General features: G+C 73.4%; 21 protein-coding genes and 1 pseudogene. 4 read left to right on the forward strand and 18 right to left on the reverse strand.

What is annotated here, in order from left to right; translation table 11 throughout:
* Positions 1–242, forward strand: a pseudogene (locus tag DLJ58_RS33860) (hypothetical protein); the annotation flags it as partial.
* A complete protein-coding gene (locus DLJ58_RS17200; protein ID WP_124857657.1) occupies positions 239–1,084 on the forward strand; it encodes a DUF6807 domain-containing protein in 846 nt (281 codons plus the stop codon). The pseudogene DLJ58_RS33860 and the gene DLJ58_RS17200, both read left to right, overlap by 4 nt.
* A gap of 7 nt (positions 1,085–1,091) precedes the next feature.
* On the opposite strand, the gene DLJ58_RS17205 is transcribed toward DLJ58_RS17200, so the two are convergent.
* From DLJ58_RS17205 to DLJ58_RS17280, 17 genes are all read right to left on the reverse strand, one after another.
* Complete coding sequence (locus DLJ58_RS17205; RefSeq protein WP_124857659.1) at positions 1,092–3,305, reverse strand: hypothetical protein; 2,214 nt, start codon at positions 3,303–3,305, stop codon at positions 1,092–1,094.
* Positions 3,306–3,355: 50 nt separating this feature from the next.
* Entirely contained in the window at positions 3,356–4,111 is a 756-nt protein-coding gene (locus DLJ58_RS17210; protein WP_124857661.1) for a hypothetical protein, read from the reverse strand.
* 25 nt (positions 4,112–4,136) lie between these two features.
* A complete protein-coding gene (locus DLJ58_RS17215; protein WP_124857663.1) occupies positions 4,137–4,598 on the reverse strand; it encodes a hypothetical protein in 462 nt (153 codons plus the stop codon).
* On the reverse strand, positions 4,595–5,524 hold the full coding sequence (locus DLJ58_RS17220; RefSeq protein WP_091398509.1) for a hypothetical protein: 930 nt from the start codon (positions 5,522–5,524) through the stop codon (positions 4,595–4,597). Before DLJ58_RS17220 ends, DLJ58_RS17215 begins: the two co-directional genes overlap by 4 nt.
* Positions 5,521–6,036: a phage tail protein gene (locus DLJ58_RS17225; protein ID WP_091398506.1), complete on the reverse strand. Its 516-nt coding sequence runs from the start codon at positions 6,034–6,036 to the stop codon at positions 5,521–5,523. The genes DLJ58_RS17220 and DLJ58_RS17225 overlap by 4 nt, the downstream gene beginning before the upstream one ends.
* Positions 6,017–8,689 (reverse strand): putative baseplate assembly protein, encoded by a 2,673-nt coding sequence (locus DLJ58_RS17230; protein ID WP_124857665.1) that lies wholly within the window; start codon positions 8,687–8,689, stop codon positions 6,017–6,019. Before DLJ58_RS17230 ends, DLJ58_RS17225 begins: the two co-directional genes overlap by 20 nt.
* On the reverse strand, positions 8,686–9,120 hold the full coding sequence (locus DLJ58_RS17235; RefSeq protein WP_124857667.1) for a GPW/gp25 family protein: 435 nt from the start codon (positions 9,118–9,120) through the stop codon (positions 8,686–8,688). The genes DLJ58_RS17230 and DLJ58_RS17235 overlap by 4 nt, the downstream gene beginning before the upstream one ends.
* On the reverse strand, positions 9,117–9,455 hold the full coding sequence (locus tag DLJ58_RS17240; RefSeq protein ID WP_124857669.1) for a hypothetical protein: 339 nt from the start codon (positions 9,453–9,455) through the stop codon (positions 9,117–9,119). The genes DLJ58_RS17235 and DLJ58_RS17240 overlap by 4 nt, the downstream gene beginning before the upstream one ends.
* Complete coding sequence (locus DLJ58_RS17245) at positions 9,455–11,047, reverse strand: contractile injection system protein, VgrG/Pvc8 family (RefSeq protein WP_124857671.1); 1,593 nt, start codon at positions 11,045–11,047, stop codon at positions 9,455–9,457. The genes DLJ58_RS17240 and DLJ58_RS17245 overlap by 1 nt, the downstream gene beginning before the upstream one ends.
* A complete protein-coding gene (locus DLJ58_RS17250; RefSeq protein ID WP_124857673.1) occupies positions 11,044–11,916 on the reverse strand; it encodes a CIS tube protein in 873 nt (290 codons plus the stop codon). The genes DLJ58_RS17245 and DLJ58_RS17250 overlap by 4 nt, the downstream gene beginning before the upstream one ends.
* Entirely contained in the window at positions 11,916–12,071 is a 156-nt protein-coding gene (locus DLJ58_RS33865) for a hypothetical protein (RefSeq protein WP_158629601.1), read from the reverse strand. The genes DLJ58_RS17250 and DLJ58_RS33865 overlap by 1 nt, the downstream gene beginning before the upstream one ends.
* Positions 12,072–13,335: 1,264 nt before the next feature.
* On the reverse strand, positions 13,336–13,818 hold the full coding sequence (locus DLJ58_RS17255; protein WP_030327509.1) for a phage tail protein: 483 nt from the start codon (positions 13,816–13,818) through the stop codon (positions 13,336–13,338).
* Position 13,819: 1 nt separating this feature from the next.
* Positions 13,820–15,082 carry a phage tail sheath family protein gene (locus DLJ58_RS17260; RefSeq protein ID WP_112590216.1) on the reverse strand — a complete coding sequence of 421 codons (1,263 nt, stop codon included), beginning with the start codon at positions 15,080–15,082 and terminating at the stop codon, positions 13,820–13,822.
* A 23-nt stretch (positions 15,083–15,105) separates the two neighbouring features.
* Positions 15,106–15,804 (reverse strand): carboxypeptidase-like regulatory domain-containing protein, encoded by a 699-nt coding sequence (locus tag DLJ58_RS17265; protein WP_124857675.1) that lies wholly within the window; start codon positions 15,802–15,804, stop codon positions 15,106–15,108.
* Positions 15,801–16,409 (reverse strand): glycine zipper family protein, encoded by a 609-nt coding sequence (locus tag DLJ58_RS17270; protein ID WP_124857677.1) that lies wholly within the window; start codon positions 16,407–16,409, stop codon positions 15,801–15,803. The genes DLJ58_RS17265 and DLJ58_RS17270 overlap by 4 nt, the downstream gene beginning before the upstream one ends.
* 11 nt (positions 16,410–16,420) lie before the next feature.
* Complete coding sequence (locus DLJ58_RS17275; RefSeq protein WP_112590221.1) at positions 16,421–16,756, reverse strand: hypothetical protein; 336 nt, start codon at positions 16,754–16,756, stop codon at positions 16,421–16,423.
* 143 nt (positions 16,757–16,899) lie between these two features.
* Positions 16,900–17,592 (reverse strand): LppM family (lipo)protein, encoded by a 693-nt coding sequence (locus DLJ58_RS17280; RefSeq protein ID WP_244218986.1) that lies wholly within the window; start codon positions 17,590–17,592, stop codon positions 16,900–16,902.
* Between the two features lie 260 nt (positions 17,593–17,852).
* Between DLJ58_RS17280 and DLJ58_RS17285 the strand changes: the two genes are divergently transcribed.
* Complete coding sequence (locus DLJ58_RS17285) at positions 17,853–18,317, forward strand: NUDIX hydrolase (protein WP_124857679.1); 465 nt, start codon at positions 17,853–17,855, stop codon at positions 18,315–18,317.
* Here the strand turns inward: DLJ58_RS17285 and DLJ58_RS17290 are convergent.
* On the reverse strand, positions 18,287–19,450 hold the full coding sequence (locus DLJ58_RS17290) for an FAD-dependent oxidoreductase (protein WP_124857681.1): 1,164 nt from the start codon (positions 19,448–19,450) through the stop codon (positions 18,287–18,289). The two genes, DLJ58_RS17285 and DLJ58_RS17290, sit on opposite strands and share 31 nt — an antisense overlap.
* Before the next feature lie 67 nt (positions 19,451–19,517).
* On the opposite strand from DLJ58_RS17290, the gene DLJ58_RS17295 reads away from it, so the two are divergent.
* A complete protein-coding gene (locus tag DLJ58_RS17295; RefSeq protein ID WP_124857683.1) occupies positions 19,518–20,147 on the forward strand; it encodes a TetR/AcrR family transcriptional regulator in 630 nt (209 codons plus the stop codon).
* Positions 20,148–20,766: the final 619 nt, after the last annotated feature.

Genomic DNA, 20,766 nt, shown 5'->3' on the forward strand with positions numbered 1-20,766 from the left:
GTCAGATGTGTATAAGCGACAGGTGGCGGGCCTCGGCCCGCTCCGCCGTCCGCGCCTGCCTCGATGCGCCCACCCGCTGGGCGGCGCTCACCGGGGTCGTCGCGCTGGCCGGGCTGCTCACCGTCCTGGTCACTCCGGTCGCGGTGCCGATCCTCGCCGGCTACACGGTGGCCGCCCTGCACGCCGTCACCATCCGCCGGCCGGTCCCGGTCGCCGTCGCCGGTCGTGGGGAGATGCAGTGAGCGGGGAGCCGGTGCGGCTGACGGTCGGGGCGACGGAGGTGGCCGAGTACGTGCTCGACCCCGCGCTGGACGCGCGGCACGGGCCCCGACCGTACCTGCACCCGGTACGCACGCTCGGCGGAACGGTGGTCACCGACGCGCTCCCCGCCGACCACGTGTGGCACCTCGGCGCGTCCCTCGCGGTGCAGGACGTCGACGGCAGCAACCTCTGGGGCGGGCGCACCTACGTTCGCGACGTCGGCTACACCTGGCGGGACGACCACGGCGTCATCGCGCACACCGGCGAGGTCGAACGGTCCCCGGGCCGGTATGCGCACGATCTCCAGTGGCGCGACCGGGCCGGCGGGGTGCTGCTGTCCGAGCGGCGCTGGCTCGCCGCGTCGGTGGTCGCGCCGTACGCCTGGCGGCTCGACGTGGAGTCCGTTCTCGTCGCCCCGGACGACCGGGAGATCCGGCTGGGCAGCCCGGCCACCAACGGCCGCCCGGGCGGGGCCGGCTACGGCGGGTTCTTCTGGCGGGCCGCCGCCGACGGCGAACCGGCGGTGTTCACCGCCGACGCGGCCGGGGAGGAGACGGTCAACGGCAGCGCGGCGCCGTGGCTCGCGCTGACCGGCGTCCGGTCGGGCGGCGGGGCGTACACCCTGGTCTTCGCGGGCCTCGGCCGCGACGACAGGTGGTTCGTGCGGACCGGGATGTATCCGGGAGTCTGTGTGGCGTTCGCGTTCGACCGCCCGGCGGTGGTGCCGGCCGGTGGGAGCCGGCACGGCGGGTACCGGGTGTGGGTGGCCGACGGGACCCTCGACCGGGACGCGGTGACGGCCCTGGTCGCGCTGGCGCCGTGAGCGCGGGTCAGCCGGACAGGTCGGTCAGCTCACGAATCGCCATCTGGTACGCGGCCTGGGTGTGGTACGGCCAGTGCCCTTCGATCGGCGGCGGCACGGTGTCCGCCGGGTCGATGGTCAGGCTGCGGGGATCCCGCAGTCGGATGTCGACGTCCGGCGGTGTTCCGTGCGAGCCCGGAGGGAAGATCGGCCCGCCGATCGGGTCGGTGTCCCGCCACAGGTTGCGCCACCGCCAGCCGATCCGCCCACCCAGGTCGTGCAGCGTCCGAGGTCCGAAGTACGCGGGGTAGAGCCGCGCGTAGGTGCGCCGCAGGGGTGAGCCGTAGGTCAACAGCGACACCCGGGTCAGCACGGCCGGCGGTAGGTGCAGGATGGTGGCGGCGGCGAGCACCGAGCCCTGGCTGTGCCCGGAGATGACCACCGGCCCCCGTGCGGTGAGCCCGGTGACCCGTTTCGCCAACTCGGGGACGGCGCGGGCGGCGTAGCAGGGCGGCGCGAACGGGTGGACCGTCCGGGGCCAGAAGGTGCCGAGGTCCCACAGCACCGCCACCACCCGCCGGGTCTGCGCCGACCGGTACGCGCGGAACCCGAGGATCAGCAGGCAGATCACCAGCAGGCTGATCACCCAGACCCCGGCGTCGGTGACGTAGGCGAGCACGACTGCCGCGCCGCCGTCCCCGCCCAGCCGGTCCGCGAGTTGGGTGGGACCGATCCCGATCACGTCGAAGGCGACGGTGGCCAGCCCGAGCGACGCGATCACCAGGAACGCGAGCAGCACGGGGCCGAGCTCCTCGGTGACCCGGGACCGGGCGATGGTCTCCCGGACCAGGCGCAGCCGGTGCGCGTCCGCCGCCGGCACGTCGGGGTAGTCCCGCTCGACGATCCGTGCCGCCAGCCGCCGTCGCCGTCGCCGGCTCAGCAGGAGGGTCACCAACGTCACCGCCGCGCCGATCAGCAGCGCGCTGAGTCCGGCGAGCGCGGCCCACCAGTAGGCCACCGGCGGGTCCAGCGGGCCGACGATCGGCGGGTTGGGCCGGATCGGGTCGGGGATGTCGCCGTGGTCGAGGGCGTCCGCGACGCGGTAGACCAGAGTCGCGGTGAAGGCGGCGCCGACGCTCACCGCCGCCGCCGCCATGATCGGAGTGCCCAGCCCGCGCAGGACGGGGCGCTCGTCGCCCTCGGCGGCACGCTGGCGGGTGTACGTGACGACGGTGAGCACGACGAGCAGGGCACCCTGCGTGGCGACCACCCCGGCGGCGGCGCCCTCGTACCCGGGCAGCTTGCCCGAGCCGGACGGCGTCGCGTCCGCCAGCGTGGCCGAGCCGAGGCACAACACGGTCGCCACCACTGTGGTCGCCCACAGGGTTCGCAGGATCCGTCGGGCCCGCACCGGGCTGGTCGGCCCGGGCAGGGCGAGGAGGACCACGCCCGCCCCGAGCAGTCCGACGGCGATCACGAACAGCGCGACGTGACCGGTCGCCCCGATCCCGCCCGGTCCGACGCCGGCCAGCAGGGCGACGTTCAGCGTCCCGATGCCGAGTACCACGTGGACCTGTCGTAGCCAGCCGGTGACGTGCGCGTCCTGCCAGAAACCGGCGTCGGTGAGGCTCTGGTCCCGGTCGTCGGACCGGGGTTGCGCCGCCGACGGGCCGAACCCCTCGAAGGCCCGCGCCGACCGGGTGCCGATGGCCCAGACGACCCACAGCGCCAGCAGGGGAACGATCGACAGCAGGGCCAGCCGGGGCCCGGCCGGGAGACTGTGCAGCCAGGCCAGGTAGGGGCGGCTGGCCCGGCACCCGGGGTACGGCACGCACTGCCAGCCGACCAGGTCCAGTGTGACGCCCACCGCCGCCAGCACGAACGTGGCCGTGAGGGTGCCGGCGAGCAACCGGCACAGCAGGCCGAGCAGCCCCCACCTGTCGTGCCCCGCCGGCCGGAGCCAGATCGCCAGGTTGCTCAACATGAAGGGCAGCAGCAGCAACATCGAGGCCGTCCGTACCGCCGCGCCGGCGGTCAGCGAATCCCAGCGGTACGCCTCGACGGCAACCCCGTCGGTGGCCCCGCCGGCGGTGCCGCTGCCCGGCCGGGGCCGGAAGAAGCCCGCATGCGTGTTCCCGGCCACCCGGGTCACGATCGGGTGGTCGAGGATCCGCTCGGCGGTGACACCGGAGATGCCGTGTACGCGCAGCTCCACGGCGTCGCGCCCCGGCGTCTCGTCCACGCCGTCAGGGTCACAGACAATCCGCCCAGGCGTTGCCGATACCGCAAACGTCAACGGGTCGGGAGGGCGGCGGTGACTCGGATGGCCTTGATGATCGCCGGGATGGAGCCGATCAACAGCACCAGCCCCCAGATGATCGCGATGATCGCGAAGACCAGCGCCGCCACGTCGTCGACGATGCTGACCAGGATCACCGGCACCAGGTTGTGCAGGAACTCCAGCACGACAGTGCACAGCAGGGTGGTGAGGATCAGCAGGACGAGGCCCTTGTTCTGCAGGAAGCGCGGCTGGGCCAGCACCAGCATCCCGGCCCACACCAGCTTGAGCAGCAGCACCAGCCCGAGCAGCACCGCCGCCTCGCCGACCGGGAAGAACCCCCACAGCGCCAGGTACGCCAGGGTGCCGAAGGGGACGGCCAGGAACAGCGACACCATGATGGAAAGCTCCACGAACGCGACGACCAGCGCGACCAGCCCGACGATGATCAGGATGATCGAGAAGATCAGGCTGGCGACGCCCTGCACCCGACCCTGGACGCGCTCGGGCAGCAGCAGGCCCAGGCAGAACAGCCCGGTGCTCCAGACCGCCACCGCGTCGATCAACGCCAGGTAGCCGGTGCCCCGGCCGGACGGTTCGCTGACACCGGACACGTCGTCGATCTCCACGTCCAGCGCGCCGGCGCTGTCCGCGAGGGCCGCACCGGCGTCGTCGCCGCCGAGCAGCAGCCCGGCGCCGAGTTCCACCCCGATCGCCAGGACGATGGCGAGCATGGCCAGCAGCAGGAACGGCTTGCGCAGGTCACCCACGGCGGCACCTTCCTCTCAGTCCGGGTCAGGACGTGGCCACGGCGACAGTGCAGCCGCCCAGCCCGGGGCAGATCAGGCCCACCTCGGTGGCCTGATCGACGGCGATCTTCGCCACCGCGCCGGTGCCGTCCGCCGCCGGCTCGACCTCGTCGCGGATCGTGAGGTCGGCGTCGCCGGGTGCCGGGGCGACGACCGTGAACCGCGCCGCGCTGCGCAGCACCAGGGTGCGCAGCCCGTCGGGGTCCGCCACCCGCACCACGCAGCTGCCGGAGAACGCCAACCGGCCCGCCTCGTCGGCGCAGTCGGCGCTGACCGTCTCCGGATCCACAGCGGAACGCTCGCCGCCCAGCGCGCCCAACCGGTCGACGAACCCGTGCCGGGCCCCCGGATCACCCCGGTCGTCGCGGCCCGCGCCGACCGCGACCACGAAGAGCGCCACCAGCAGGACGGCGAGCAACCCCAGCAGCGCCTTCTGCCGACCGCTCATCGCGCCACTGCCTGCGCCACGATCTCGGTGAACCGGATCGTGTCCACCCCCGCGAAGTAGGAGTTCGTGCCCTGCGTCTTGCCGACCACCAGCAGCGTCACCTGGTGGGGGCCCTTGGCGAGCCGGACCGTGCCGACGTCCAGGAACTCCGTCTTCCGCACCGTCGGCGTGAAGCCGAGGAACGTGCCGCCGACCTGGTTGCCGTCGATGGCGAAGACGGTGTTGGCGTAGTCGAGGGCAGTGGTGCGTACCGCGGCGAAACGCCAGGTGCCGTCGGCCGGGATCTGCACCGTCACGGTGACCTGGTCGCCGATCGCCAGCCCCGTGAAGAAGAGCTGCTTGTCCCCGGACCAGGTCACCCCACAGCAGTTGGGCTGCGCGCCCACGGCCGCCTTGCTGTTCTGCGGCGACTTGATCACCGCACCCTCCACCAGGCTCTCCGCCTCGACGGTGACCACCCGCGGCTCGCCGGGGGCCGGCTCGCCGTCGCGGGTCAGCAACACCACCCCCACGGCGACCACCACCAGCACCAACGCCGCGGCGGCGGCGATCCACAACCACGGGGTACGCCGTGGCGGCGCGACCGCCCGCACCTCGTACGTGACCCGGCCACTGGAGCGGGAGCTCTCCTCCGGCGCGGTGTTCGCCGAGTACGCGAACCCGGTCATGTCGTAGCGGCGGGGCGGGGTGCCGGCCGGCACGGCGAGCTTGACCAGGAACGACACCGAGCCCTGGCCGGGTACCACCCGCTGGGGTTCGGCGACGGTGAACCACGCCCGCTGGGAGCCGTCACCGGGTGCCACGTCGAACACCACGGTGTCCGGCGCGTTGCCCGGGTTGGAGACGGTGAAGGTCAGCTCGCCGCTGTTGCGCGGGTCGAGGGTGAACTGCTCGGCGGCGGCGACGACCGCCCACTCGGTGGTCATGACGACTCCTCTTCCAGGACGATCTCGACAGTGGCCGAGGCGGGTTTCTCCGCCTCGACGATGCGTGTGATCACGGCGAGCTGACCGGCGGCGGCGACCGGCACCCGCACCACGACGTGGAAGGCCCGCTCGGCGGGCTCGTCGATGGCGAAGCCCGACATCCCGGTGGCCAGCTCCAGGGCTCGGCGCATTCCGTACGGGGTGCCGCGCCAGCGGGCCAGCAGGGCGGCGTTGGCCACCAGGTCGCGCAGCCGACCCACCGGCAGCGGCAGCGGGGTGTCCGGCCGGGGCGAGGCCACCACGTGGTCCATGGCCACCCAGCGGGTCAACCGCACGACCAGCCCGTCCGGCGCCCGGTACGGGTCGAACAGCGCGTCCACCTCGGCGAGGATCGCCTCGTCCGGGGCGTGCAACCCCTCCATCACGTCCAGCAGCGCCCAGAGCACGCTGCCCGGCACGCAGGCCCGCTGGTAGGCGGCGGGCAGCAGCCGTTCAATCGCCGAGCGTCGCATCCTGGCGCACCACCTCGATGTCGTGCTCGCCGGAGCAGAGCAGCCAGGTATCGGGGACGGTCACCACGTCGGCGGTGGCCTGGTTGGCACTGGGCGTCCAGGTGACCGCGTCGGCGCTGCGGTGCACGCCGCGTTCGCCGCTGGCCAGGATCAACCGCTCTGCCGCGCCGGTGCCGCCGGCTGTCGCGCCGGCGGCCGTCGGGCCGCTCACCGCGATGGCGTCGACCGGCACGAACCGGGTCCGGTCCCGCAACGGCAACCCGCAGTTGACCGACACCGCCTGCCACTGCGGCTGGGCGGCCAGCGTGTCCAGCCGCAACACCCCGCCGCTCTGCGTGGCCGCCACCGCCTGCTGACCAGTGAACGCGAGGTCCCGGCAGGTGCCGCCGAGCCACCCAGCCTGCATCGACTGCCACTTCACGTCGGACTCGAACAGCCGGGTGCGGTGGCAGCCCTGGCCGGGCTTCTTCGGGTCCGGTTCGCCCGCGCCGCTCCACAGCAGGGTGGCCGGGCCGTCGTACTGCACGGCGAGGACCCGGTTGTCCACGTTGGCCAGACCGACATGGGTGAAGCTGCCGGGTCGGCCGCCGCTGGTCGACAGGTACACCCCGAAGCTGGCCTGCGCGGCCACCGCCACCCCCGGCGCGCCCCGCTCGGAGACGAACGTGCGGACCGCGTAGAAGCCCCGGTCGGCGTCGGACGGGTCGACCAGGATCTGCAACGGCACCGCCCCGGGCAGCAGCGACACCTCGTACAGGCCGGTGTCGGTGGCCACCAGCAGCGCGCCCGCGCCGTCACGGTCCAGCCAGGCCACGTCGGAGATCCGCGAGTCCAGGTCGGTGAGCAGCGACCACGTCTCGCCCAGGTCGGTGCTCAGGTGCACCCGCGAGCCGCCCGAGGCGCGCAGCGTCACCACGGCCACCGAGCCGGGACGCGCGACGATGCCCGGCCGTACCGGCGCGGGCGCGGGTGCCACCCGCAGCACCGTCTCGTCGTCGAAGCGACCGGCCGGCTCCCAACCCGCGCCGCCGTTGCTGGAGCGGAACAACACCGGGCCGCGCCCGGCGTACCAGGTGCGCGGCTGGTACTGGTCCACGGCCAGGGCGCGGACGTCGGCGTCGGGGGCCTCGTCGACGACGAACCGCACCGACTCGACGTAGCGCACCCCCGGCTCGGCGTGCTCCAGCAGCCGGTACACGTTGGACGCCCGCAGCGGCTCGCCGAACGGCCAGCCGGTCGGGTTGAGCGCGGTGGGCAGCGGACTCAACGTCTGATGCAGCCGGTCGTGGATGCGACGGCGGACCGCGTCCACGTCCTCCTCGCGGCGGACCACCACCCGGGCCCGCACGGACACCGCCTTGAACCGCGCCCAGGTGGCCCGGGAGCGGATGCCGACCATCCGGCGTTCCTCCAGGTCCGCCTCGACCCGGTGGCGCGCCTCGGGCACCTCGTGCTCGCGCAGCACCGCCACCGGCAGCCGACCGCCCGGTCGGGCCGCCTCCGGCACGTACGGCACCAGCACCACCTCGACCTCGCCCGGCCGGGCGAAGCTGTACACCGCCGCGCGGGTGAACGCCCGCGCCCGCGCCACCGCGCCGGAGCTGGTCGCGAGGACCTCGAAGTCGCGGGCGGTGACCGCCCGCTGCTGGGCGAAGAACTCGTACGGGCCGCGCAGCAGCACCGACTCCAGCGCCTCCATCTCCCGGCCGCCGGCCGCCGGGGCGGGGTTGTCCACGCGTACCCCGGGTAGTGGGTCGCGCAGGCTGGTCAGCGTGCCCGCCGCCACGTTGCCGGTGGGTCCGCCACCGGCGCGGTACCAGAGCCGGATCTGCCGTCCGGCCGGCGGCACCGCCGCGACGGTCACCGGCGGCGCGGCGCTCGGCGGCGCGGTCGTGTCGGCGGTGGCCTCGCCGCGCGGGGTCGCCCCGGCGGGGGGTCGCAGGTCGAGGGCCGGGGCGAAGATGACAGTGCCGGAGCAGCGGTCGACCAGGTACGCCTTGGCCTGCGGACCGAGCCCGGCGAAGCTGTCCACCGGCTGCCAGATCTCGAACGTGCGGCCGTCGTGCTCGCGGGCCGCCGCGCCCAGCTCGACAGTGCCGGCCGGCACCTCCACCCCGAGCAGCAGGTCCAGCGCCTCGGCGGTGTGGGTCAGCGGCGCGTGCGTCGCGCGCAGCACCTGCCCCGGCTGGCCGGTGCCCACCCCGAGCAACTCCGCCTCGACCGGTTCGCAGTGGTGCATCCGTACCGTCACCGACGTCTCGTCGGCGGGCAGCAGCGTCGGCTCGGTGGTGACGAACACGACCGGCCGGGGGTCCGCGCCCCGGGCCGCGGCGACCCGCAGCCCGGCCGGGATCCGGACCGCGCCGCGGTCGGTGCCGGTACGGGTGAACCGGACGTCCGCCCAGGCCGCGGTCGGCGCGTGCCGGGTGACCCCGAGCAGGTTCAAGAACGAGACGTACGCCTTCTCCGGCAACTGGTTCAACCGGTAGATCATCACCTCGGTGAGGTGCGCGAACGTCTCCACCAGCGCCATGCCAGGGTCGTGCGCGGACAGATCGGTCCAGGCCGGGCAGGACTGGCGGATCCGTTCCCGGGCCTCGGTGACCAGGTCGAGGAAGCCACGATCGTCCAGGTGCGGCACGGGCAGCGTCATGACGCTCCTCCCTGGGTGGGCTCGTCGACCGGGAGCAGATCCACGGAGAAGACCAGTTGCCCGGGGGTCAGGCTGGCCCGCACCCGGTAGTCCAATCGGATCACCAACCGCCACGCGTCGTCGGGGTCCGGCCCGGCGTCCACGTCGATCACCTCGACCCGGGGCTCCCAACGGGCGATGGCCTGCCGGACGTAGTGAATGGCCAGACCGGCAGTGGTGTCGTCGTTGGGCGCGAAGACCAACCGGTGCAGCCGGGAGCCGTACCCGGGTCGCATCAGTCGCTCGCCCGGCGTGGTCGACAGGAGCAGGAACAGCGCCTGCCGTACGCTCTCGTCGCCCTCGGTCATCGCCAGGCCGCCGGCCGCGGTGAGCGCCAACCCGCCGGTGCGGCCGGCGTCGAAGCCGGCGCCGACGAAGCGGAAGGCCCTCATCGGTCCGCCCTCAGGAACTGCTGGCGGGGGTCGCGCACCGTGTGCTTGACCAGCCCCGGCGGTGTGCCGTTGGTGAACCCCTCCAGATGCGACAGCACCACCCGGTGCCCGTCGACGCGGACCCAGTCGCTGTAGCCGACCCGGACGGTCAGCGTCGTCGTGCACGGCTTGATGGTCGGGCCGTAGTTCGGGCAGGCGACGATTTTGCGTCCCTCCGGGTCGTCGTCGACGAGCACGGGAACACCGGTGACGGTCACCCACTGCCGCGAGGGTCGGTTCTCGACCCGGCCGTCGTGATCGCAGGTGATCACGGAGTCACTGTGGATCCAGCGCATCAGCCGCCTCCTTCGTGGTGGGCGCGGGCAAGCGTTCGGGCCTGCTCCGCCGCGGTGGTCGGGTCCTCGGTCGAGTCGGCGTGCAGGAAGTCCACGCTGCGGGCGCGCACCACCATGGCCCGGCCGGGTGCGGAGATCACCAGGTCGGACGCCGCGTGCAGGATGGCCAGGTCGGGGGTCAGCTCCAGGAAGCTGCCGCCCTCGGTGCCCAGCCGCAGACTGCGCCGCACGTCGTCGACGACGATCGACTGCCCGCCGGCGGTGCGCATCGTCCAGCGGCGGGCCTTTCCGTCGTCGATTCCCGCGTCGTACGGCTCGACGGCGCCGAACAGCGAACCGAGCACGATGCCCGAGGCCGACTCGCCGCCGGGCAGCACCACCAGCACGGTGTCACCCGGATCGGGCAGCGCCACCAGACCCTTGCCCGGCCCGGCGCCGGGGCAGAGCACGGCGAGCCAGCCGGCGTCCAGGTCCCCGTACGCCGGCAGGGTCAACCGGACCCGGCCCAGCCCGTCCGGGTCGGCGACGTCGGTGACGCTGCCGAGGGTGACCACCGCCCCGCCGGTAGGGGTCGCCGGGGTGGCCGGCGGCACCGTGGAGAAACGGGTCAGGTGCCCGTTGCCGTCCACTGTGTGCACCACCTCGGTCAGCACGTACGTGCCGGCGACCGGGTCGGGCACCCCGCCGAGGTCGACGCGGCGGCCGGGCCGTAGCGTCGGATCGCCCTCGGCCACCCCCTCGGCCGTGGCCAGCGCCGCCGCCCGGGTGTCCAGCCGTGCCTGGGCCAGCGCCGCCAACTCGTCGTCGCTGCGGCCGGGCTGGTCCACTGCGGTGCGAACGCCGTCGGCACCCACGTCGGCCGGGTCCGGGCGGTCGTCGGCGGGTCGGCCGCAGCGCGCCTCGTCGACCTGCTGGCTGATCACCTCGGCCCGCTGCGGGTGCCAGCCCAGCGCCGCACTGGCACCGCTGGCCTGGTCGGTGTTGGTGGACAGCCGCAGGGTGTGCACCCCCGCGCCGAGCGTCAACGCGACCGGCTCCCCGTAGCCGGCGAGGGTGACCAGCCGGACGCCGTCACCATCGGCGGCCAGGTGCAGCCCGGCCCGGCCGGCCACCTCGCGCAGCAGCTCCAGATCGCTGTGCCGGTGCTGGAGCAGCCGCTCCAACCGAGGGCCGTCGACCTCGGCGGTCACCGCCAGCCCCACCGCGCCGCACAGCTCCCGGGCCAGCTCGACGGCGGTCACCGAGGTGAACACCCGCAACCCCTGCCGCTTGCGCAGCCGGTGCAGCGGGTCGTACGCCCGCAGCCGCAGCACCGCCGCCCCGTCGGCGGCGTACTCCACCTCCACGCAGGTGACCTCACCGGTGAACAGGGCGTCCGCGTGGTCGGCGAGCCGTACGTCCAGCGCCGTGCCGGGGTGTACCGCCGGGTCGAACGCGCCGGTCCCGGCGGTGGTGGCGAGCACCAGCTCGGCCTGGGTGGGCTGGTTGAGCCGGGCCGCCACCCGCAGTGAGCGGACCCGCTGGCGAGCCGCGCCGGCCAGCTCGACGCCGTCCAGCAGGACGACCAACGCCCGGGGCGCGACGCTGGTCACGGCGTACCCCCGGGATTGCCGGACCCGGTCGGAGCCGCGCCGGTCGGGCCGGTGGCCGCGTCCCACGGCGCGCCGACGACCGAGGCGCCCAGGTACGACGCTCCCGCGCCCACCGCACCCGCCACCGCCCGCGCCAACCCGGTCACCGAACCGGTGCCGGCTGTCGGTGGGACGGCGAGGGTGGTGCCGGCCGGCACGGCGAGGGGATCGGTGATCCGGTTGTGTTCGGCCAGCAGCCGCCAGCGCAGCGGCGAGCCCAGCGCGTCGTTGGCCAGCAGATCGAAACGCACACCGGAGCGACCCGGCTCGGCAGCGCCGTCACCGGCGGCGATCACCGCGCTGCCCGGCGCGGCGGTCGGGGTGCTCGCGGCGGCCAACTCCTCGGCGAAGCCGGCCTCGGCCTGATCGGCCGTCTCGGCGGCGCGGACCAGCTTCAGCCGCAGCCAGGACCGCCGCGGCGACCCGGTGCCGGTGAACGCGTCGAAGCGTTCCGCCACCGCGATGATCACACCCGGCACGTTCCAGGTCTTGCCCCAGACCAACCGGACCAACGGCGGTCGCAGCCAACCATGCTCGGCCGTGGAATTCTCCGCCAGCATCCACAGCGGACGGGTGAGCACCCGGACGTCGGCCGGACGCAGCTGCGCCTCCACGAAGTCGACGTCGAAGAGCAGGTCCAACACCAGCTCGGTACGGCCGCCGCCGGTGAAGACCAGCGGATCGTCGGCCAGACCGGACCCGGTGAGCTGCCCGCCGCCGGCACCCCGCTGCCGTACGCCGGCGAGCCGGGTCACCTGCACGGTCTCCGGGTTGAGCAGGCAGTCCACCCGAACGCCTGAGGAGTCGATGAGGAAGGCGACGCGTTCCATCAGTCACCCGCCTGTTCCCGGTCCAGTCGGGTCAGCTGGGTGGTGTCCACCGCCGCGCCGGCGGCCGACCACAGTGCGGTGTCGTCGGGCAGTGCCGGCCACGGGTCGGCGCTCCGCGCCGCCGCGCTGGGCGGCAGCCCGTCGATGCCCGTCACTAGTCCGCCGCCGGCCGTTCCCGTCCCGGCGTCGCGCTGGGCGGGCGGGTGTCCGGGTGGTGCCGGTTCACCGGGCAGGGCCAGCCAGGGTCCACCGTCCGCGAGGCGATCCAGGTCGCCGCGCGCAGAGGCCGACGGGTTCCCGGCGCTCGTCGCGGTCGAAGCGGTCCAGGATGCGTCGACTCCGCCCCGGTTCGGCCCGTTCAGAAGGTGCTGCACAGCCACTGCGTCCACTGGCGACATCCGGGTCGCGCTCGCTGCATCACCACGTAGGTGCCCGCTCTGGTCCTCATTGGCCGAGGGCTGACCGTCCGAGTCGCCCCGCAACCCGTCGCGACCACCCGAGAGCCGGCCGGCGGATCGTACGGGGGACCAGCCGGTGGAACGCCCGTGGTCGACCTCGCCCGACCACCCTGCGTCCAGGGTCGGGTGCGGCGTGCTTCGGGTGGCTTCGGCCTCGGCTCGGTGCGGGCGGACGCTCGGCGAACTGTGCGGCCCGAAGACCATGGAACGGATCGGCTGTCGGGGGCCATCCGCCCCGGGCAGCCCGCTCGCGTCGACGCCTGTGGTGTCGAAGGCTGTGGTGTCGAGAGCTGTGGTGTCGCCGCGGGCCGCCCGGCGCACCGGCGGCACCACCGCGCCCGGTCCCGCCGGCCAGGTCCGACCGGCTGGCGGGGTCGAAAGGTCCGGCCAGGTGGATCCGGCCGGCGGGGTTGTCAGGTCCGAGCTGGACGAAGGAGACCGGTCGCCGGATGGGCCGGCAGCACCGGTCCCCGTACCGTCGGGGTCACCGGCCCGCGACGAACGGCCCGAGCTGCCGGTTCGGCCCTCGGCCCGCGATCGCGTCGGCCCCTTGTCCCCGCTCGCACCGCGACCGCCCACGTCCCCCTCGTTTCCGAGCCCGCCGGAATTGCCGAGCCCGCCGGACCTGCCGAGCCTGCCGGACCTGGCGGACCTGGCGGACCTGGCGTTCGCGACCGGGTCCGCACCGTCGGCGTCGACCCGATCGGCAGATTCGCCCTGCCCGCCGTTCCGAACCCCGGCCTCGGCGTTGCCGACCGGGGACGGGTCGAGGTCCAGGTCGTGCAGAAGGCCGGGCGCGTGGACGGCGACCAGGTCCAGCCAGTGCTGCGGCGGCTCCCCGAAACGGCGTGGTGTCGCCTCGGGTGTCTGCGACGGCTGCGGAAGGTGGCCGCCGGGCTCGACCCGCCCGGCGAGGCGCTGCACCGCCCCGGCCGCCGAGCGCAGCCGGCCGGCCAGCCAGCTACGCGGGCGTCGGCGCGGTGGCACCGCCGGTCTCCAGCTCCAGGCCCTCGTAGCGCAGGGTCAGCGAGGCGATGGCGATCTCGTGGCTGAGGGTGTTGAGGTGTGCCCCGCGCCACCGGGTCGGCCAGGCGTCGATCAGGTTCCAGCGCAGCACCTCGGCCGTACCGACCGAGTCGAGCAGCACCACCGAGACGTTGCGCCGGTTGAGGGTGCCCTGGGCGGTGGCGTTCACCCAGTCCCACAACTCGCGGGAGGCGGTGAGGCCGAAGTGCAGCGTCACCGGCTCGTACTCGGCCTGACCGGGCACCATCCGCATCCGACCCAGGCCGTGCTCCCGGTACGGCTGCCCGGGGATGTTCACCTCCAACCCGGTCATCTCGGTGAAGTGGCCGTTGGTGACGCCGTTGATGAGCAGTCGGAAGTTGTACGCCCGGTACGGGTCGACCGGGGCCCCGGGTTGCGGGGTGGCGGTGGTGGGCATGTCAGCCTCCGATCGTCTCGGTCTCGGTGCCGCCGGCCCACTGGCTCAGCTTGAACACCACGAATTCGGCGGGCTTGACGACCGCGATGCCGATGTGGGCGATCACCATGCCCGCGTCGCGGACGTCGGGCGGGTTGGTCTCCTCGTCGCACTTGACGAAGAACGCCTCCTCCGGGCTGCGCCCCAGCAGTGCGCCGTCGCGCCACACCCGGGTGAGGAACGCCCCGATGTCGCGCCGGATCGAACGCCAGAGGGTGAAGTCGTTGGGCTCGAACACCATCCACCGGGTGCCGTTGGCGATGGCCTGCTCGATGGCGATGCTGAGGCGTCGGACGTTGAGGTAGCGCCACTCGCTGGCCTCGGCGGCGAGCGTACGGGCGCCCCAGACGCGGATGCCCTCGCCGGCGAAGTAGCGGATCACGTTGACACCCTTGGGGTTGAGCACGTCGTGTTCCGGTCGGGTGACCAGGTAGCCCAGGTCGACGGCACCGCGTACCGGCTCGTTGGCCGGTGCCTTGTGCACCCCGCGCAGGGCGTCGGTGCGGGCCCAGATGCCGGCCAGGTGCCCGCTCGGCGGGGTGAGTTCCAACTCGCCGCTGATCGGGTCGCGCACCCGCAGCCAGGGGTAGTAGAACGCGCCGAACTCGGACTGTCGCGGCCGGTAGGCGGCCCCCTCATGGCCGCCGGAGCCGCCCGGCTGGGCCGGACCGCCGCCGGGACCGCCGGCCGCGCCACCGCCCGTACCCTCGGCGGGCTTGGGGGGTTTGCCGGAGGACGGCGTGGCGACCCGGGTCAACGCGGAGATGTCGTCGATATCCGGTGCCGGGTCGCAGATCGCCACCATGGTGCGGGTGCGCTCGGCCATGCTGAGCAGCGCCTCGTGGGACACCACGTCGTGGAAACCTGGCGCGGCGATGATGGAGATCTCGTCGACGGCCTCCAGCAGTTGCAGACCGCCACGCCGCTGCCCGGTGCCGGTGATCGCGCCACCCTCGCCGACGTTGACCACCCAGCAGCGGGCACCCCCGTTGTCCAGGAAGCCGAAGACCGCCCGGGCCAACGGGGTGCTCTCCACCCGCTCCCCACCGGCGAAGAGCCGCAGGAACTCCGTCCAGTTGTTGACCGGCACCGCCTTGCCCAGGTGGGCGGAGCGGTCCGGGGCGACGCCGACGAAGGCGGCGATGCTGGTGCTCGCCGGCCCGATCGGTCGGGCGCCGCTGGGGACCTCCTCGACATAGATGCCGGGGGAGAAGTAACTGGGCATCGGTCCTCCTGTGCCTGTGGGTGTCAGTGGGTCGGTGGCGCGCAGACGATGACGATGTCGTCCTCGGCCGGGTCGACGTCGGCGGTGAGGACGAGCCCGCGTCCGGTCAGCCGCAGCCGGACCGGGCTCGGGTGCTCGGGGTCGTGCGGGACGCCGACGATCAGGAACCGGCCCTCGGTGTCGGTGCGGGTGGCGGACCCGGTGCCGGGCAGCTCGACCCGCATCGCGGCCAGTGGCTGCTCCTGGGGGCCGACCACCCGCCCACTGAGGCTGCGTACGTCGAGTTGCCGCAACCGCAGCGGTTGCAGCACCGGTGGCGCGGCCGGGGTCGGGTGGTCCACCTGCGCCGCGACGTCGATCAGCAACGCCGGTCGGGGCGCCGTACCGAACGCCGCCCACAGTGGTGGATCACCGGCCTCCAGCACGACCGGGTAGCTGCCGTCGCTGGTCGCGGCGGTGAGCACCCGGTCCAGCCGGGGCAACCCGGCCGGACCGGTGACGCAGAGCAGGTGGCGGACCGTGAACCGGTACGGTTCGCGGACCGCGCCGCTGGAGCGGGTCTGCCGGGCCGGGCGCAGTTCGAGGGGCCAGAGGGTGAGCCCGTCGGCGTCGTCGCACGCGCGGGGCGGGCCGACCGGGACCGGTTCCCCCGCCGCGCTCGTCACCCAGGCGACCAGCTCGGCGGTGGCGGTCTCGATCGGTCCGCGCCCGTGGGTGGTCATCGCGGCGGCGTCCCCTGGATCCGGTACGCGATGGCCTCGTTCCACACGTGCGGGTAGACGCCGATCTCGAAGTACCGGGTGAAGCGGTTGATCGGCGCGTTGGTGTGGTCGTGGTAGAGCAGCCACACCGGCGCGATGGTGAACAGGACGTAGTTGGCCAGGACGAGGGGGATGTAGAGCGGCCCGAGCAGGCGACCCTGGAAGATGTGCACGTCCTCGTGCCGCTGGATGCCGGAGCTGGAGCCGGCGCAGACGGTGCCGATGGTGGTGGCGTAGCGGGGTGAGACCCCCTCCACCACGCTGACCCGACCGCTGTTCAGTGACGTGGGCCGGTCCAGCGAGTGCCCGAAGATCAGGTGCACGGTCAGGTAGATGGCGCCGACGACCGTGTTGAGCAGACTCCAGGTGTGGTCGACGACGAAGAGGAAGATGCCGCGGGCGTCCGAGGCGTACACCCCGGCGGAGGCCACCGACCAGGCGAAGACCGCGCCGACAACCAGGCCCACGACGGCGCCGATCAGCAGCCCGATCGGGCCACCGGTGAGGAAGCCGAGCAGGGCGGCGAAGCCGACCTGGATGGCTGCGCTGAGAATTCCGAAGACCATGACAGCACCCCTCAGACCCAGGAACGGAAGACTCGGGGCTCACGACCGCTCGCGACCTGGGTCGGCGTCGCCTGTCGGTTGCCGGGCGGGAACTGGTTGACGCCGAGCGCGGCGGAGAAGATGACCAGCGCGTTGAAGAACGCGATGATCCACTTTTCGCCGCCGGCGTCGTCGGCGAACGCCGCTGTCACGTAGGACAGCAGCAGCGCGATGGCGATGGCGATCCACTTGCGGAGCTTGTCGCCGCTCGGGCCGATCAGCCCGCCGATGACGTTGGTGGCCAGCAGGGTGGCGGCGCTCGCGCCGGCGATGGTCCCCAGGGCTGCCCAGGTGAAGAGATCGTTCATGACGATCCCCCTTCTGCGATGGTGCGACCGGGATGTGGTGGTGGTGAGGTCCGGTGCCCTTGCGGGGAGCACCGGGGCCGGTCGCCGTCGTTTCGGGGGCGGCCGGGGCCGGGCGTGGCCGGCTGAGCCGGCCACCAGATGGATCAGCCGGGCCCCGGGGCGCCGGCAGGCGGGCCCGGCGGCGGGGTCGGACCGGGCGCAGCCGGCGCCGCGGGGTGACGGCGGCGAACCAGGAGTACGCCCACCGCGGCGAGCAGCAGCAGGAGGAGGACACCGCCGACGACCAGCAGCCAGGGGAATCCGCCGTCGTCCTCCTCGCCAGCGGCAACCGGCGAGGTGGACGGTCGTGGTGGCGCCTCGGCCACGGCCCGCAGCTCGGCTGGCTTCTCCTGGTTGGGATCGACCTTCCAACTGACCGAACGGCCGTTGACGGTGCCATTGCTGTCGATCACCCGGCCAGGAAATGTCACCGAGATCTCGAACGACATGAGCTTGAGGAACGCCTGTTGATTTTGCGGATTCTGCTCCGCAACCTTTCCGCCATATTTCTTGGGATCGAGCGGCAGCGTGAAGCGGTAGAGATCGCCGTCCCTGACCAGTTTCACGCTCTCGGTGTCGAAACCGGCCAGCGGTGCCTTGCGGTAACTGATCTGGGAGCCGTAGAAAGTGGCGTCCTGGTAAAGGGTTTCCTCGCCCGCCGGTAGGGCGGGGATGTTCTGCCGCAACTCCGCGAAGGCGACCGGGAGGTTCTTGTTACGACCGCTCAGCACGGACTTCTGGGCCGTCAGCAGGAGCTGCCCGTCGACCGTGTCGTCGGCGTTGACGGTCAACCCCATGTTGAGTTGCATACAGCCGCTCAGCGCGGCGAGGAGAAGGAGGCACACCGCGACGCGGAGTGCCCTACCGCGGTTGACTCTCCTGTTCATGGGCTCAGTGTGTGTGATCGCTTTCACCATCAGCAGTCAGCGATCGGTCACAACGAAGTCGCCGATTGTACCGGCGCACTGTCGCCTTTGATTAGCCCCGACGGCGACCCGAATGACTATTCTGGAGCTTTGGGGCCATGACGGTTCCTCGTCGGCCGTAGTCTGGTCGGATGAGAATTGTCGCGTGCGTCCTGCTGGTAGATCCCGACGGGCAGCTGCTGTTGCAACTGCGCGACAGCAACGCGACTCACCACCCGAACGTGTGGGGGCTGCCCGGCGGCCACGGCGAGTCGGGGGAGACGCCGGAGCAGACCGCCGAGCGGGAGTTGCTGGAGGAGACCGGCCTGCGGGCCGATGGGCCACTGCACCCGGTCGCCGTGCAGACGCTGCCCGAGCTGGCCCGGGTGAAGCACTACTTCCTCGGCAGCACCAGGGCCCGGCAGGAGGACGTGGTGCTCGGCGAGGGCGCGGCGATGCTCTTCGTCCCCGGTGCCGAAGTGCTCGACGGTCGTCCCTGGACGCCGGGCACTGTGGAGGTGTTGACCGAGTTCCTCGCCTCGGCGGAATACGCCGCCCTGGCCACCGGCCGGATCGCTGGGCCGGCTCAGCCCGCGGGCGGTCGCCAGTCCGCGTAGCGGGCCATGCTGCGCAGGGCGACCCGGCCCGGGGTGAGCCGCAAGGCGGTGTCGCGCATCCCGACGGCGATCCGGTTGTGCAGCTGCTGTCCGAATCGGCCGGCGGTGGTGGAGGCCCGGGCGACGGCCTGGGTTCGCGGTCGGCGCTGCGCGTCGTACGCGGCCAGGGCGGCCGGCAACCCCTCGGCGCCGCCGGCGCAGACCGCGCCGAGCACCACTGCGTCCTCGATGGCCTGCCCGGCGCCCTGCCCGAGGTTGGGCGTCATCGCGTGGGCGGCGTCGCCGAGCAGCGCCACCCGCCCCCGCACGTACGAGGGCAGCGGCACGGCCAGGTAGTGGATGTCGTTGCGCAGCACGACGTCGGGTGGGGTTGCCGCGAGAAGCGCCGGAATCGGGTCGTGCCAGTCGCCGAAGCGCTCCCGCACGGCCGCCAGTTCGTCGGGGGCGTGGCCGCCGGGCGGAGCGTTCAGCGCGCCGTACCAGTAGAGCTGGCCCTCGCCGATCGGCACCATGCCGAACTCGGCCCCCGGCCCCCAGCTGATGGCGGCCGGGACCGGTTCGGCAAAGGCGATGGCCGCTCGCCACGTCGTCGATCCGGCGTACACCGGGCCGGGGTGTTGCGGCCAGAGCTGGGCGCGGACCCGGCTGCGTAGGCCGTCGGCGCCGACCACCAGATCGGCGCTGAGGGTGTGCGGGCCGTCCGGCCCCTGATAACGCACCTCGGCCCGGTCCGGGCCCGACTCGACGTGCTCCACCGCGGCGGAGGTGTGCAGGGACGAGGCGGGCAGAGCCTCGCGCAGGGTGCGGTGCAGCGTGGCCCGGTGCACGCCGAGCGCCGTGGTGCCCAGTTGTCGGACCATCTCCGAGGCGTCCACCCGGGACAACCACCGCCCGTGCCGGTTGCGGATTCCGCCGGGTGCCTCGCCGTGTCCACCCCGGCGCAGGGCCGGACCGAGGCCGAGGGCGTCCAGCGCGCGCACCGCGTTGGCCATCAGGCTCAGGCCGGCACCGACCTCGCGCATCTCGGGGGCGCGCTCCAGCACGGTGACCCGCCACCCGTGCCGGTGCAGGGCGAGCGCCGCGCTCAACCCGCCGATGCCGGCGCCCACCACCACCGCGTGTGAGTCGACCATGTCGATCCTCCTTCTACATCTGTAGAAGAGTGATACTACCTGCGGACCACCGGAAGGGAGGAGTGCCATGACGGCGCGGGCGAACCGGATCGCGACGCTGACCGACGCGGCCATCGAACTGATCGCCGACGGTGGCATGCGAGCCCTGACCCACCGGGCGGTCGACGGCCGCGCCGGAATGCCTCCGGGCACCACCTCCGCGTACCTGCGGACCCGACAGGCGCTGATCGAGGCGGTCGTCGGACGCCTCGCCGAACGGGACCGGGCCGACCTGGCCGCGTACGACCTGCCGGCCGGCCCGCCACCCCCGACCCCTGCCCCCCGGCTCGACAGCGGCGACCTCGACGCGCTCGCCGCCGGCGTCGCCGAGGTGCTCGACCGCTGGTTGAGCACCGGACGCAGCCGGAGCCTCGCCCGCTACGCGTGCCTGCTGGAGGCGGTGCACCGGCCCGAGCTGCGCGGCATCCTGCAACACGGCACCGGCCTGCGGGTGCAGGCCCGGGACCTGCTGACCCGGGCCGGGGCCACCGACCCCGACCGGCAGGGCGACCAGTTCGTGGCGTTCGTGGACGGGCTGCTCTTCGACCGACTGGCCGGCGCGGGCGCGCTCAGCGCCCCGCAGCCCGGTACCGCGGCCAGCCGGGCCGACCTGGGCGCCGCCGTCCGTACGCTGCTGCGCGCCCTCACCGGAAGCTGACCCGACCGGCGCCGGTCGGCGAGCGGGTCGCCGTGCCCTGTCGTGTGCGCGGGCATGGTGGCGCGCGGGCCCGACGGTGGCCGGGCATGGTGGCGCGCGCGCCCGACGGCGCGTGGCCTGAAGGCGCGTGGCCTGAAGGCGCGTGGCCTGACGGCGCGTGGGCCTGGTGGTGTATGGGCCTGACGGCGCGCGGGCCTGACGGCGCGTGGCCTGACGGCGCGTGGGCCTGGTGGTGTACGGGCCTGGCTGCGTGCTGGCACCGGGCGGGTCGCAAGGTAGCCCGGTGATCAACTCTGACGCGTAATGGGAGGCGATCGGCTCGGGATGCCGTGGGCTGCCGGCATTGCCGTGGACGGGCCCTTTGGAGCTGAATCGTTTACGACATCGAGCCTGATTCGTTTACGGCATCAGCTCCAAAGGGGGAGCGGATGGTGTGCCGCGGTGAGCCGGCGGCGTGGTGTCGCACTTTGGCGGTGTGCCGGCATGAGCTGGTGGTGTTTGTCGTGACCTGACAAGGCCGGGCCGTGCCGTGCCGGCCGTGCCGTGCCGTGCCGTGCCGGCCGTGCCGTGCCGTGCCGGCCGTGCCGTGCCGTGCCGTGCCGGCCGTGCCGTGCCGTGC

It is taken from the genome of Micromonospora arida (assembly GCF_003857035.1).
GTDB classification, from domain to species: Bacteria; Actinomycetota; Actinomycetes; order Mycobacteriales; family Micromonosporaceae; genus Micromonospora; species Micromonospora arida.

Excerpts from the sequence above, each read along its gene's own strand:
- DLJ58_RS17215 (WP_124857663.1), bottom strand. The coding sequence starts at position 4,598 with ATGAGCGGTCGGCAGAAGGCGCTGCTGGGGTTGCTCGCCGTCCTGCTG.
- DLJ58_RS17220 (WP_091398509.1), bottom strand. The coding sequence starts at position 5,524 with ATGACCACCGAGTGGGCGGTCGTCGCCGCCGCCGAGCAGTTCACCCTC.
- DLJ58_RS17225 (WP_091398506.1), bottom strand. The coding sequence starts at position 6,036 with ATGCGACGCTCGGCGATTGAACGGCTGCTGCCCGCCGCCTACCAGCGG.
- DLJ58_RS17230 (WP_124857665.1), bottom strand. The coding sequence starts at position 8,689 with ATGACGCTGCCCGTGCCGCACCTGGACGATCGTGGCTTCCTCGACCTG.
- DLJ58_RS17235 (WP_124857667.1), bottom strand. The coding sequence starts at position 9,120 with ATGAGGGCCTTCCGCTTCGTCGGCGCCGGCTTCGACGCCGGCCGCACC.
- DLJ58_RS17240 (WP_124857669.1), bottom strand. The coding sequence starts at position 9,455 with ATGCGCTGGATCCACAGTGACTCCGTGATCACCTGCGATCACGACGGC.
- DLJ58_RS17250 (WP_124857673.1), bottom strand. The coding sequence starts at position 11,916 with ATGGAACGCGTCGCCTTCCTCATCGACTCCTCAGGCGTTCGGGTGGAC.
- DLJ58_RS17255 (WP_030327509.1), bottom strand. The coding sequence starts at position 13,818 with ATGCCCACCACCGCCACCCCGCAACCCGGGGCCCCGGTCGACCCGTAC.
- DLJ58_RS17260 (WP_112590216.1), bottom strand. The coding sequence starts at position 15,082 with ATGCCCAGTTACTTCTCCCCCGGCATCTATGTCGAGGAGGTCCCCAGC.
- DLJ58_RS17265 (WP_124857675.1), bottom strand. The coding sequence starts at position 15,804 with ATGACCACCCACGGGCGCGGACCGATCGAGACCGCCACCGCCGAGCTG.
- DLJ58_RS17270 (WP_124857677.1), bottom strand. The coding sequence starts at position 16,409 with ATGGTCTTCGGAATTCTCAGCGCAGCCATCCAGGTCGGCTTCGCCGCC.
- DLJ58_RS17275 (WP_112590221.1), bottom strand. The coding sequence starts at position 16,756 with ATGAACGATCTCTTCACCTGGGCAGCCCTGGGGACCATCGCCGGCGCG.
- DLJ58_RS17280 (WP_244218986.1), bottom strand. The coding sequence starts at position 17,592 with ATGGGGTTGACCGTCAACGCCGACGACACGGTCGACGGGCAGCTCCTG.
- DLJ58_RS17285 (WP_124857679.1), top strand. The coding sequence starts at position 17,853 with ATGAGAATTGTCGCGTGCGTCCTGCTGGTAGATCCCGACGGGCAGCTG.
- DLJ58_RS17290 (WP_124857681.1), bottom strand. The coding sequence starts at position 19,450 with ATGGTCGACTCACACGCGGTGGTGGTGGGCGCCGGCATCGGCGGGTTG.
- DLJ58_RS17295 (WP_124857683.1), top strand. The coding sequence starts at position 19,518 with ATGACGGCGCGGGCGAACCGGATCGCGACGCTGACCGACGCGGCCATC.